The organism is Methylobacterium sp. J-068, from assembly GCF_022829445.1.
In the GTDB taxonomy this organism is placed as follows: Bacteria; Pseudomonadota; Alphaproteobacteria; order Rhizobiales; family Beijerinckiaceae; genus Methylobacterium.
On the sequence record NZ_JAKSXY010000083.1, the window covers coordinates 146,464 to 158,814 of the forward strand.

11 protein-coding genes are annotated in these 12,351 nt (G+C 68.2%); 9 read left to right on the forward strand and 2 right to left on the reverse strand.

Annotation, left to right across the window (positions count from 1 at the left end):
* Positions 1–840 precede the first annotated feature (840 nt).
* From MKK54_RS13250 to MKK54_RS13265, 4 genes are all read left to right on the forward strand, one after another.
* On the forward strand, positions 841–1,932 hold the full coding sequence (locus MKK54_RS13250) for an alkene reductase (RefSeq protein ID WP_244011431.1): 1,092 nt from the start codon (positions 841–843) through the stop codon (positions 1,930–1,932).
* Between the two features lie 252 nt (positions 1,933–2,184).
* Positions 2,185–4,026, forward strand: coding sequence for a PAS domain S-box protein (locus MKK54_RS13255; protein ID WP_244011432.1), 1,842 nt, complete (start codon positions 2,185–2,187; stop codon positions 4,024–4,026).
* Positions 4,023–4,751, forward strand: a complete 729-nt coding sequence (locus MKK54_RS13260; RefSeq protein WP_244011433.1) for an HAD hydrolase-like protein — start codon at positions 4,023–4,025, stop codon at positions 4,749–4,751. The genes MKK54_RS13255 and MKK54_RS13260 overlap by 4 nt, the downstream gene beginning before the upstream one ends.
* 105 nt (positions 4,752–4,856) lie before the next feature.
* Positions 4,857–5,000: a hypothetical protein gene (locus MKK54_RS13265; protein WP_244011434.1), complete on the forward strand. Its 144-nt coding sequence runs from the start codon at positions 4,857–4,859 to the stop codon at positions 4,998–5,000.
* A gap of 111 nt (positions 5,001–5,111) precedes the next feature.
* Here MKK54_RS13265 and MKK54_RS13270 read toward each other — a convergent pair whose 3' ends face one another.
* Both MKK54_RS13270 and MKK54_RS13275 read right to left on the reverse strand, forming a co-directional pair.
* The gene (locus MKK54_RS13270) at positions 5,112–7,565 is read right to left on the reverse strand and encodes a PAS domain-containing protein (RefSeq protein ID WP_244011435.1); all 2,454 of its coding nucleotides are present in this window, start codon (positions 7,563–7,565) and stop codon (positions 5,112–5,114) included.
* 110 nt (positions 7,566–7,675) lie between these two features.
* Entirely contained in the window at positions 7,676–8,173 is a 498-nt protein-coding gene (locus MKK54_RS13275) for an outer membrane protein assembly factor BamE (protein WP_244011436.1), read from the reverse strand.
* A 207-nt stretch (positions 8,174–8,380) separates the two neighbouring features.
* Here MKK54_RS13275 and MKK54_RS13280 point away from each other — a divergent pair, with 207 nt between their 5' ends.
* From MKK54_RS13280 to MKK54_RS13300, 5 genes are all read left to right on the forward strand, one after another.
* On the forward strand, positions 8,381–8,983 hold the full coding sequence (locus tag MKK54_RS13280) for a ubiquinol-cytochrome C chaperone family protein (protein ID WP_244011437.1): 603 nt from the start codon (positions 8,381–8,383) through the stop codon (positions 8,981–8,983).
* Entirely contained in the window at positions 8,980–9,489 is a 510-nt protein-coding gene (locus MKK54_RS13285; RefSeq protein WP_244011438.1) for a YceD family protein, read from the forward strand. The genes MKK54_RS13280 and MKK54_RS13285 overlap by 4 nt, the downstream gene beginning before the upstream one ends.
* Before the next feature lie 314 nt (positions 9,490–9,803).
* Positions 9,804–10,838 (forward strand): phosphate acyltransferase PlsX, encoded by a 1,035-nt coding sequence (gene plsX, locus MKK54_RS13290; protein WP_244011439.1) that lies wholly within the window; start codon positions 9,804–9,806, stop codon positions 10,836–10,838.
* 16 nt (positions 10,839–10,854) lie between these two features.
* Positions 10,855–11,880: a beta-ketoacyl-ACP synthase III gene (locus tag MKK54_RS13295; protein ID WP_244011440.1), complete on the forward strand. Its 1,026-nt coding sequence runs from the start codon at positions 10,855–10,857 to the stop codon at positions 11,878–11,880.
* A 115-nt stretch (positions 11,881–11,995) separates the two neighbouring features.
* The gene (locus tag MKK54_RS13300) at positions 11,996–12,316 is read left to right on the forward strand and encodes an integration host factor subunit alpha (RefSeq protein ID WP_244011441.1); all 321 of its coding nucleotides are present in this window, start codon (positions 11,996–11,998) and stop codon (positions 12,314–12,316) included.
* The last annotated feature ends 35 nt before the right edge of the window (positions 12,317–12,351 follow it).

A 12,351-nucleotide genomic window follows, 5' to 3' on the forward strand; every position in this document is an offset into this window, starting at 1 on the left:
ATGGCCCGGTGGGCTCACGGCGCGTTCTTGGACTTGTTGGCCGTAGCGGCTGGTCTCGCGATGATCGGATGGATCGTGCGGCGGGTTCCGGAGCGCCGGTCCCGCCCGTGTTGGCATGGTCTCCCAGGGCGTGCCCGCTCTGAGTGCCAAACTTCGCGGTAGCTTGCAAATGATGCTTAGGTTTTTCATCCGCAAATATTTGTGCAATGCAGCACGAGACTGTCGAGGCAATCCTTCGAGTCTGCGGACGGGCTAGCGATTCGCGCACGGAAGCTGGTTCAGGAGACCGGAAGAGCCGCGCCTGTGTTTCGGACCAATCCGGTCGAGAGGGATCGGTGCGTCTAGAAGATCGCGATGAATATTGATGGAGACCGATCCGGACACCCGTGCCGGTGCCTTCCGATCAGCAGATCAGGATTTTTGTCATGCGCCCATCGCTCCCCGTCCTCACCGCGCATCGCGGAAAATATGTATTAAAATGCACCTTCGCGCATGCGCGCGGCACGTTCGGCATCGCTCTCGGCGATGGGGCCGCCCGGGGATGTCACGCGACACGAATCACGCCGCGACGAGGGCGAAGCCTCGCGGTCTGGTACAGCGTGCCGACGATGGGGGTGTCCGGTCCGGCCTCATCGAGGCACGGAGCGGGCCGGCTCCCTGGATCGGAGACAGGCCCGCCGATCGGGTGCCGTCCTGCCGCGTGCGCGCCCGCACAAGCTTGCCGGGCCGGGGCGCCGGGACGTCTGGCCCTCCCTTCGCGAAGACCCAGATGTCGGCGTGACGGCGCCACTCTCCGAGCGGCTTCCATCCGTTTGTCCTTGAAACAACGCGAGTCCCCACATGCCTTCCCTATCAGACCCTATTCGCATCGGCGCGATCGACGCCAAGAACCGCGTCTTCATGGCTCCGCTGACCCGTGGCCGCGCCACCCGCGAGCACGTGCCGACGCCGATCATGGTGGAGTATTATCGCCAGCGCGCGAGCGCCGGCCTCATCCTCACGGAGGCTACCGGCATCTCCCGGGAGGGTCTCGGCTGGCCCTTCGCGCCGGGCATCTGGTCCGATGAGCAGGTCGAGGCCTGGAAGCCGATCGTGCAGGCCGTGCACGATGCAGGCGGCAGGATAGTCTGCCAGCTCTGGCACATGGGCCGCATCGTCCATCCGGATTTCCTCGGCGGCCAGCCGCCGGTCTCGGCCTCGGCCACCACGGCGCCGGACGCCGCGCACACCTACGAGGGCAAGAAGCCCTACGCGGAAGCCCGCCCGCTCTCGATCGACGAGATGCCCCGGCTCCGGGCCGATTACGAGCGCGCCGCCCGCAACGCCATTCGGGCCGGGTTCGACGGCGTGCAGATCCACGCGGCGAACGGCTACCTCATCGACCAATTCCTGCGCGACGGCTCGAACCTCCGCACCGACGCGTATGGCGGCTCCGTCGAGAACCGCATCCGCCTGCTCACCGAGGTGACCCAGACGGTGGCCGACGCCGTCGGCAAGGATCGGACCGGGGTACGCCTCTCGCCGAACGGCGCGATCCAGGGCGTCGACGATTCGAATCCCGACGCCCTGTTCGGCGCCGCAGCGGCGGCGCTCTCGAAGATCGGCATCGCCTTCCTCGAATTGCGCGAGCCCGGCCCGAACGGAACCTTCGGGACCGCGAACCATGCGCCGGTCGCGCCGACGATGAAGACGGCCTTCGACGGCCCGCTGATCCTCAATTCGGATTACGATGGTGCCAGCGCCCAGAAGGCCCTCGACGCCGGGTACGCCGAAGCGATCGCGTTCGGACGCCCCTTCATCGCGAACCCGGACCTGCCGCAGCGCCTCGTCGATCATGCGCCTCTGAACAAGGACGAGCAGAAGACCTGGTATAGCCAGGGACCGGAAGGCTACATCGACTATCCGACCCGCGATACGGCCAAGGCTGCCTGATCGGCGACGGGCGCCGCCGGGTCCGTAGATCGAGCGAACATGCAGGGCCGCTATTGTATACTTTTGTACAATAGCGGCCACTTTTCTGCCTATGCGCATCGCGCCGATCGAGTGTTCTTTCACGATTACGCGCGTCGCCGCTATCGCCAGCGCAGGAGACGCCTTATGTGTGCCATCCGACGAGGATAGCTGCGTTTGCCTTCGACCACCTCCTGCTCAATCGCACCGACCGGATGGACCGAGGACGAGCGGTTGGCGGAGCTGCGTGGTCTCAACCTCGAGAGGCGGGCGCAGGATACCAGCTACGACGATCTCACGCGTATCGCGGCCCTCGTCTGCGGTGCGCCCATCGCCCTGGTCAGTCTCGTCGAGGCGGATCGGCAATGGTTCAAGGCCCGCGTCGGGTTCGACAGGCCGGAAACGCCGCGCAGCATGTCGATCTGCGCGCATGCGATCGAGGCCGGTGCGCTCCTCGTCATTCCCGACCTGACGCAGGACCCGCGCACGCGCGACAATCCGCTGGTCACGGGTGAACACCGATTGCGCTTCTATGCCGGCGCCGTCATCCGGACAGCGGCGGGGGTGCCGCTCGGCACGCTCTGCGTCCTGGACCACGCGGCGCGGGCGGACGGCCTCACGCCGATCCAGGTCGAGACGCTGGAAGCCCTGGCACGGCAGGTCTCGACGCTGATCGAACTGACCCGCACGCGCAACGAGGTCGATGTCCGGGAGGCGGAGCTGGAAGCGAGCGAGCGCCGCTTCCGGGTGATGACCGGTGCCATGCCGCAGATGGTCTGGACCACGCTGCCCGACGGCTATCACGATTTCTACAACGACCGCTGGTACGCGTTCACGGGCGTGCCCTACGGCTCGACGGATGGCGAGGGCTGGAACGGCATGTTCCATCCCGAGGACCAGGAGCGGGCCTGGACGCGTTGGCGGCACAGCCTCGCGACCGGCGAGCCCTACGAGGTGGAATACCGCCTGCGCCACCATTCCGGCGCCTATCGCTGGACGCTCGGGCGGGCGATGCCGCTCTATGATTCCGAGGGCCGGATCGAGCGCTGGTTCGGCACCTGCACCGACATCGAGGATCTCAAGCAGGCGGAAGCCGAGGCTCGCAAGCTCGCCGCCATCGTGGAGCAGTCGAAGGACTTCATCGGCATGGCCGATCGGCAAGGCTTCGTCCAGCACGTCAACGAGGCCGGGCGCCGCCTCGTCGGGTTACCCGACGTCACGGCGGTCTCCGGCACCCACGTGACGGACTACTTCATGCCGGAGAGTCAGGCCGTGGTGACGGGGACGGTGTTGCCGGCCGTGGAGCGGCTGGGCTGGTGGGAGGGCGAACTCGCCTTTCGCCACTTCGAGACGGGGGAAGGGATCGCGGTCCTCTACAACATCTTTCCCGTGCGCGACGACGACGGCACGTTCGTGGGCTACGCCACCGTGACCCGCGACCTGCGCGAGCGCAAGCGGGCCGAGGAGGCGCGCGACCTGCTCATCAAGGAGCTGTCGCATCGCATCAAGAACATCTTCGCGGTGGTCGGGGGGATCGCCGGGCTCTCGGCGCGCACCGACCCTGCGGCTCGCCCGTTCGTATCGGCGTTCCGCGAGCGGCTCGGCGCCCTGGCTCAGGCCCACGAATACGTGCGCCCGCACTCGCCGGCCAGCGCCCCGGCCGTGAAGGGCCAGACGCTGTTCGGCCTGATGCGGCTGATCATGGCGGCCTACGCGCAGGACGGGCGCGAGCGGATCACCATCACGGGCGACGATGTCGCGGTGGGCGAGCGCACCGCGACGGCGCTCGCCCTGATCATGCACGAGCAGGCCACCAATGCGGTGAAATACGGCGGCCTCTCGACGGAGGCCGGCAGCGTGCGGCTCACCGGAGCGCGGGACGGCGATGCCTACACCCTGACCTGGGCAGAGAGCGGTGGCCCGACGGTGACCGGGCCGCCGACGCGGCAGGGCTTCGGAACGGTGCTGGCTCAGCGCAGCGTGGTGGGCCAGCTCGACGGGACGCTGGAGCAGGATTGGGCGCCGGGCGGCCTCGTGATGCGGCTCGTGGTGCCCGTCGGCAATCTCGGCTCTTGACGCCGCGCCGCTACGGCCTCGTCGTCTTCGACTTCGACGGGACGCTCGCCGACAGCTTCCCCTGGTTCACGTCCGTCATCAACGATGTCGCCGACCGCTATGGCTTCCGCCGCATCGCGCCTCACGAGAGCGAGCGCCTGCGGGGCCTGGATGCGCGCGCGATCGTTCACCATCTCGGTATCCCGGCCTGGAAGCTGCCCTTCATCACCCGGCACATGCACCGCCTCGCGACGCGGGACATCGCCACCATCCCGCTCTTCGCCGGCATGCCGGAGGTGCTGGCGACCCTTCATCGGGAGGGCTCGGCGCTCGGGATCGTGAGTTCGAACCTCGAAGCGAACATCCGGCAGGCCCTGGGACCGGGCAAAGCTGAGGCCGTTCGCCATTATGCCTGCGGGGCATCGTTGTTCGGCAAGGCCAGGCGCCTCGGCGCGCTGATCCGCGCCGCCGGCCACGCACCGGCGGAGACGCTCTATGTCGGCGACGAGATCCGCGATCATGTGGCCGCCACCGAGGTCGGATGTGATTTCGGTGCCGTGAACTGGGGTTACACCACCGGGCATGCACTGGCCGCGCGCGGACCCGCGCACCTGTTCACGCATCCCGCCGCGATCCTCGCGGCCACGACCGGCGTGTCGGCAGTGCCACAGACGGCAGGAAAACCCGGCATGGAGGAGGAGAACGGATTGTTTGACGTTCGCCATCCGCGCAGGATTAATCATTGACTCGCTGCGCGCTGGGTCGGGGTCTTCGGCATGAATGAAACGCTACGACCGCGAACGACAGCCTCGATCGCGTCGCACGACCGGGAGTTTCGGGGCCGTCGATCCTTGCGCGGCGCGCGCCCGCATCCGCTGGTCGCCAGCCTCGCGGGCGGCCTGCAGGCGACCTACGCGACGCAGCCCGAGGATGAGGTCACGGATCTCTTCGCCGGTCTGATCGCGCGCCTCGATCGTGGAGAGGAGGCGCGGTAGCGCCGTCAGACCAAATCTGGTTGCTCCCTTCGGGATAGCGGATCCGGGCTTGGCTCCGGCGCCGCGCGGGCTGAGCGAGACCGTTTCCGCTTCGATCAAGGGTAGACAGGCTCAGAGCGGGCGTCGGCGGCCCCGCCGGCTCCGGGCCACGGCCTTCGTCAGGACGCGCGAGAGCTGCTCCACCGAGTAGGGTTTGTGCAGCAGTTCGAAGCCATGGCTTCCTTCCTCGGCCAGCACGTGGCTGTAGCCGCTGGCGAGCACCACCGGCAGGTCGGGCCGGCGCCTGCCGATCTCCTTTGCGAGTTCGATCCCGTTCATGCCCGGCATGACCACGTCCGAGAACACCACTTCGAAGCGGTAGGGAATTTTCTCGATCTGGCGCAGGGCATCCGCCGCGTTGGTGGCCCAGACCGTGTGATAGCCGAGTTCCGCCAGAGTCTGCGTGGCGAAGCCGCCGACCTCGGGATTGTCCTCCACCACGAGCACGCAGGTGCCGTGCCCTTCCGTCAGCGGCTCGGACTCGTCGATCGGATCCGTGGCCGGAACCGCGTCGGCGACGCGCGGCAGGTAGAGGGTGAAGGTGGCCCCCTGGCCCGGCGGGCTCTGCACCACGATCTCGCCGCCCGATTGCTTGGCGAAGCCGAAGACCTGGCTGAGGCCGAGGCCCGTGCCCTGGCCGACACCCTTGGTGGTGTAGAAGGGCTCGAAGATCCGGTGGAGTTCGGCCGGCGCGATGCCGGCGCCGGTATCCGTGAGGGCCACGGCCACGAAGGCGCCGCCGGGAATGCCGAGCGGCGGGATGCCTTCGACGGACAGGACACGGATCGTCAGACGGCCCTGGCCCTCCATCGCGTCGCGGGCATTGACCGCCATGTTCACCAGGGCGGTGTCGAACTGGCTCGGATCGGCATGCGCGAAGCAGGGCTCGTCCGGGACCTCGACCACGATCTCGATCCGGGCCCCCGTCAGGGTCGCGACCATCTCGCTGATCGCTGCGACGCCGGTGCCGACATTGAAGATCTCGGGCTTGAGCGCCTGACGCCGCGCGAAGGCGAGGAGCTGGCCCGTGAGCTTGGCCGCGCGGCCGACGGTGTCCGAGATCGCATCGACGTAACGCCTGCGACGCTCCTCCGGCAGGCCGGGCCGCTTCAGGAGGTCGGTGGAGGATTTGATGACGGTGAGAAGGTTGTTGAAATCGTGGGCGACGCCGCCGGTGAGCTGGCCCACCGCTTCCATCTTCTGCGCCTGACGCAGGGCCTCCTGGGCCTGGTCGAGGGCGGCCTCCCGCGCCTTGTCCTCGGTGATGTCGCGGCCGCTGCAATAGGCCCGACCACCCTCGGGCACCGCCGTCCAGGACAGCCACCGATAGAGGCCGTCTCGGGTCCGGTATCGGTTCTCGAAGCGGAAGACCGGCCTGTTCTCGGCCAGCGCGGCGATCGCCTCGCGGCTTCGCGCCACGTCGTCCGGATGAATCAGATCGAGGACGGGGCGCCCCGCGATCTCGGATTCCGGCCAGCCGAGAATGATCTCCCAGGCCGGGTTCAGGCGCTCGAAGTAGCCGTCCGGATGAAATACGCCAAGCAGGTCCGGGCTCACCTGCCAGGTCAGGCCGCGCTCGTGCGCCCGCAGGATCACCTGACGCTCGAGATCGGCGTTGAGGAAGCGCAGCTCCGCCTCGTTCCGGCGAAGGGCGATCTCGGCGAGCGCCCGATCCGTGACGTCGACGCCCTCGACGAAGATGCCCGTGACGGTGCCATTGTCGCAGAAGATCGGCTGATAGACGAAGTCGAGATAGAGCTCGGTTTCCGGCCCGTTCGGCTCCGCCTGGAGGGTGAGGCGCGAGGCCGTGGCGGTGAAGGCCTCGCCGGTCCGGTACACGGTGTCGAGGAGGTCGAGGTAGCCCTGGGCGACCGCGTCCGGCAGGGCTTCGGCCACGGTGCGACCCAGCACCGGCCGATTGCCGACGAGGCGCAGGTAAGCCGGGTTGGCGAGTTCGAAGCGGTGCTCGGGTCCGCGCAGAACCGCCATGAAGCTCGGGGCCTGGGCGAAGAGCTGTTCGAGGCGGCGACGCTCGGCACTGGCCTCACGCTCGGCCTGGAGCCGTCCCGTGGTCTCGGCACAGGCGCAGAACATGCCGGCGACCCGGCCGCTCTCGTCGCGTACCGGCGTGTAGCCGAACGAGAAGAACGTTTCCTCCGGATAGCCGTTGCGGTGCATGATGAAGGCGATGCCGTCCATATGCGTCGCCTCGCCCGCATAGGCGCGAGAGAGGATCGGCTCCACCTGATCCCAGATGTCGTGCCAGAGGTCGCGGAACGAGCCGCCCAAAGCGGCGGGATGGCGAGCGCCGCACATCGCCGCGTAGCCGTCGTTGTAGAGGGTGACGTAGTCGGGTCCCCAGACGATCAACATCGGCTGCTGCGAGCCGAGCATGACGCCCACCAGCGTCTTCAGCGCCTGCGGCCAGGTCGCCGGCAGGCCGAGCGGGGAGGTGGACCAATCGTGGACGCGCAGGAGCGCGCCGGTCTCTCCCCCTTCGATCAGGAACGCTTCGCGGAACGGCATCGGCGAGCATCCTGCACGTGGCGCGTCCGAGCGCCAGCGCCCCGGTCACGCGGTAACGTCGATCCCATGATGCGGGTCCTCGGAACGCCCGTCCCGCACCGCGCCAAAGCTTACAGACCGCGATTGGCGCCGGGGACCACGCTCGCGCCCGAACCGCTGCCGAAGGGCTCGTACTTGGTCAGGCCACGGAAGAGCTGGCTGAGGAAGGCGCGATCGGCGCCGCTGGTCGGGGTGGTGCGCTCGATGAAATCGAACACCTTGCCGTCCTGAAGGCCGTACAAGGCGACGCGCTCCACCTTGAACGCTGAGGTGAAGTAGACGGCCGTGACCTTCTGGTCCTCGACCTGCTCACCGAGGAACAGGACGGTGCGGCGCGTGTTCTGGCTGATGTAATACCAGGACTTGTTGCCGACGGTGGACACCGTGGAGGGCGTGCCCAGGATCTGAAGCACCTGCTCGGCGCTCATGCCGGGCTTCACCGTGGCGAGCGCCGCCTGATCGATCTGGTAGCCGTGACGAATATCCTCGCCGATGCATCCGGAGACGCCGGCTCCGATCACGCCGAGGACGGCGAGGCGAGCGAGCGACGAAACGAAACGGCGCGACATCGGCCACCCTTAGCTTACCGTGAGGAACTGAATGCGTGTGCGGCCTCGCTCCAGATCCCGTCGCCGGGGCGACGAAGATTCCCGATGGAGGTTGCACCTTGACCGTTCGCTGCCGTAACGCGGGGTTATGGTTTTGACAAGGCAAGCCCAGCCACACCCGGCGGCCGTCCGCGGGCGGGCCATCCTCTCGCGGCGGGGAGGCGTCGCATGATCGGACATCTCGTGGAGCGCCTGCGCTCCTGGGGGCGGCCGAGCCCACGCGCGCGCCTGATCGAGGCGCTGCACCTGCGGATCAACGAGGCGGCCCGTCAGCCGGATCTCTACACCGGTCTCGGGGTGCCCGACACGCTGGAGGGGCGCTTCGAATGCCTGATCCTGCACGTCATCCTGGTGCTGCGGCGACTCAACCGCCTGCCGGAGCCGGCGGCGGACGTCGCACAGGACCTCGTGAATTCGGTGTTCCTGCAGCTCGATTCGTCGTTGCGCGAGTCCGGCATCGGTGATTTCGGCGTTCCCAAGCGCATGAAGAAGCTCGGCGCCGCCTTCTATGGTCGGGCCGCGGGCTATGACGCGGCCCTCGATGCCGGCGATACGGTTGCGTTGCGGGCGGCGCTGGCCCGCAACGTCCTCGGACTGGATTCGCCCGAGCCCGCACACGATCTCGCGCGCTACGTCGAAGCCGCCGCGATGGCCCTGGCTCGATCCGACCTCGACGGTCTGATCGGCGCGGGCCCGCCATTCCCCTCTCCCAGCTCCTTCGCCGCTCCGCGCGCGGAGCGAGGCGCTTCTCCGGCACGGACCGCACCATGACACGGCACGAAGAGACCGGCCCGCTCTCGCGGATCGTCAGCGTCGATCGCCTCCGGCGCAGCGACGGAAACCTCACCGTGACGGCGAGCCCCGAGGAATGCGCGGCTCTGGCGCGGGCCTTCGCGGTTCCGGGCATCCGCGACCTCGTCGGCACGTTCGAGACCAGCGGGCCGCCCTCGGCCTTCCGGGTGCGGGGCAGCGTGAAGGCCCTCGTGACCCAGGTCTGCACCGTGAGCCTCGACCCGTTCGAGGGGCCGGTCTCGGAGCCCGTCGACCTCCTGTTCACGGATACGGACCCGCTCGCGGGCACGGATGCCGAGGATGCGGACGTCCCGGACCCGATCGTGAATGGCAGGATCGATTTCGGTACCATCACGGCCGAATTCCTGGCGCTGGGGCTCGATCCTTATCCGCGCAAGCCCGGCATCACCTTCGAGCCGCATTTGGAGGACACCGACGAGCCGCCGCTCGCGGCCCTGAGCGCCCTGAAGCCCGCCAAAGACTGATCCGGTCTCCGCTTCGATCCGGCGGATACCGGATCGCAAGCCCGCGCGGCGTGGGCGCGAAGGCCAAATCCGCCATCCCGAAGGGATCGAAGGGAATCGGCCTGAGGCCGGCCGAACGCCGCCGCCGCGAAGGCGTTCGCGGAAAAGCTCAGATTTCGTTTGCCCGGCGGGCACCAATCGTTATTTTCCGCCGCGCCGGGCGCAATCGCGCTGCGCCGGGCTCGGGGCGAGCGGTCCGTCGCGGCCCCGCCCATCTTCGCCCTTCCACGGAAGGGCCGTTCCCATCCGTGATCAGAGGCCATCGGCCACCCGATATGTCCCAGAGAGTGTGCATCTCGCTCGACGCCATGGGCGGCGACCACGGCCCCACGACCGTGGTGCCGGGCGCCGCCATCGCCCGCGAGCGCCATCCCGAGATGACGTTCCTGATGTTCGGGGACGAGGCGATCCTCGCGCCGCTGGTGGCGGCCGAGCCGCGCCTGAAGGGCGCGGTGGAGATCCGGCACACCACGGTGTCGATCGCCATGGACGACAAGCCGAGCCAGGCCGTGCGCTCCGGCCGGGGCAAGTCCTCGATGTGGCGCGCCATCCAGGCGGTGAAGGACGGCGAGGCCGACGCCGCCGTCTCGGCCGGCAATACCGGCGCCCTGATGGCGATGTCGAAGATCTGCCTCAAGACCCTCGCGGGCATCGAGCGACCGGCCATCGCCTGCCTCTGGCCGACCGTGCGCGGCGAGAGCGTGGTGCTCGATGTCGGCGCCACCATCGGCACCGATGCCGAGCACCTCGTCGAGATGGCGGTGATGGGCTCGGCCATGGCGCGGATCGTGTTCGACCTCGACCGTCCGACGGTGGGTCTTCTGAACGTGGGCACCGAGGAGATGAAGGGCAACGAGGCGGTGAAGGAAGCCGCCCGCTACCTGCGCGAGACCGACCTGCCGAACCTCACCTATCACGGCTTCGTCGAGGGCAACGACCTCGGGAAGGGTACGGTCGACGTCGTCGTCACGGAAGGGTTCACCGGCAACATCGCCCTGAAGACGGCGGAAGGCACGGCCAAGCAGATCGGCAGCTACCTGCGGAGCGCCATGAGCCGGACCCTCTCGGCCAAGATCGGCTACCTCTTCGCGCGTCAGGCCTTCAAGGCTTTGCGCGAGAAGATGAACCCGAGCCGCGCCAATGGCGGCGTGTTCCTCGGGCTCGAGGGCATCGTCATCAAGAGCCACGGTTCGGAGGATGCGCACGGCTTCGCCGCCGCCGTCGACCTGGCCCACGACATGGCCCGGCACGACCTGATGCGCACCATCCGCGACATGCTCGACCTGACACCGGCGGCGGTTTCGTCGTGAACAGAAGGACGGCGCCATGACGGTTCGCCCCGAGTCGCCTCTCTCCGGAACGCCGCCACTCCATAAACCCGTCCTGCGCTCCGTCGTGGTCGGCTGTGGCTCCGCCCTGCCGGCCCGGTGCGTCACGAACGAGGAACTCAGCCGCACCGTCGAGACCTCCGACGCGTGGATCGTGCAGCGCACCGGCATCCGCCAGCGCTACCTCGCGGACGCCTCGGAGACGACCTCCGTCCTCGGCGCCCGCGCGGCGCGGGCCGCCCTCGACGACGCGGGCCTGAGCGCCGACGACATCGATCTGATCATCTGCGCCACCTCGACCCCGGACCACACCTTTCCCTCGACCGCCACCGAGATTCAGGCCGCGCTCGGCCTGCGTGGCGGCTTCGCCTTCGACGTCCAGGCCGTCTGTGCCGGCTTCGTCTACGCGGTGACCACCGCCGACAAGTTCCTGAGCACGGGCAGCGCCAGGCGCGCGCTGGTCATCGGCGCCGAGACCTTTTCGCGAATCCTCGATTGGGAGGACCGCACCACCTGCGTGCTGTTCGGCGACGGGGCCGGCGCCATCGTGCTGGAGGCCCGCGAGGGAGAGGGCACCAGCGCCGATCGCGGCGTGCTGACCGCGAGCCTGCGCTCCGACGGCAGCCACCGCGACAAACTCTACGTCGATGGCGGGCCGGGCTCGACCGGAACCACCGGACACCTGCGCATGACCGGCAAGGAGGTGTTCCGCTTCGCGGTCGGCTCAGTGACCGACGTGATCGACGACGCCTTCCGGGCCTCCGGCATGACGGCCGAGGACCTCGCCTGGTTCGTGCCTCACCAGGCCAACCGCCGGATCATCGAGGCGTCCGCCGACAAGCTCGGCATCGCCCGCGAGAAGGTCGTGCTCACCGTGGACAGGCACGGCAACACCTCGGCGGCCTCGATCCCGCTCGCCCTCGACGTCGCCCGCAAGGACGGGCGCATCCGGGACGGCGACCTCGTGATGATCGAGGCGATCGGCGGTGGATTCACCTGGGGCGCCGCACTCATCCGTTGGTAGGCGTGGGTGATCCTATCGGTAATGCCTAAGCAGTGTTGACCCCGGCCTGAACGCCGATTAGCGTGCGCAATCATAGAGATACTAAGAAAACTCGAATCGCCTTGGGGAATGTCGCATGACGGGAAAGACGGTCACACGCGCCGATTTGAGCGAGGCCGTCTACCAGCAGGTCGGCCTCTCGCGGACCGAGTCTTCCGCCCTCGTCGAGACCGTGCTGTCCGAGATCTGCACCTGCCTCGCGAGCGGTGAGACCGTGAAGCTGTCCTCCTTCGGATCGTTCGTGGTGCGCAGCAAGGGCCGCCGCGTCGGCCGCAATCCGAAGACCGGCGTCGAGGTGGCCATCGAGCCGCGGCAGGTCATGGTGTTCAAGCCCTCGAACGTGCTGAAGGCGCGGATCAACGGCCTGAACGGCGCGACCGAACACGACGACGATTGAGGGCCGCGATGTCCCTCGCCGCTCGGGAAGTTGGA

Bases quoted from the DNA above. Each gene is read 5' to 3' on its own strand.
- MKK54_RS13295 (WP_244011440.1), top strand. From the start codon at position 10,855: ATGACGGTTCGCCCCGAGTCGCCTCTCTCCGGAACGCCGCCACTCCAT.
- MKK54_RS13275 (WP_244011436.1), bottom strand. From the start codon at position 8,173: ATGTCGCGCCGTTTCGTTTCGTCGCTCGCTCGCCTCGCCGTCCTCGGC.
- MKK54_RS13285 (WP_244011438.1), top strand. From the start codon at position 8,980: ATGACACGGCACGAAGAGACCGGCCCGCTCTCGCGGATCGTCAGCGTC.
- plsX (WP_244011439.1), top strand. From the start codon at position 9,804: ATGTCCCAGAGAGTGTGCATCTCGCTCGACGCCATGGGCGGCGACCAC.
- MKK54_RS13270 (WP_244011435.1), bottom strand. From the start codon at position 7,565: ATGCCGTTCCGCGAAGCGTTCCTGATCGAAGGGGGAGAGACCGGCGCG.
- MKK54_RS13300 (WP_244011441.1), top strand. From the start codon at position 11,996: ATGACGGGAAAGACGGTCACACGCGCCGATTTGAGCGAGGCCGTCTAC.
- MKK54_RS13250 (WP_244011431.1), top strand. From the start codon at position 841: ATGCCTTCCCTATCAGACCCTATTCGCATCGGCGCGATCGACGCCAAG.
- MKK54_RS13280 (WP_244011437.1), top strand. From the start codon at position 8,381: ATGATCGGACATCTCGTGGAGCGCCTGCGCTCCTGGGGGCGGCCGAGC.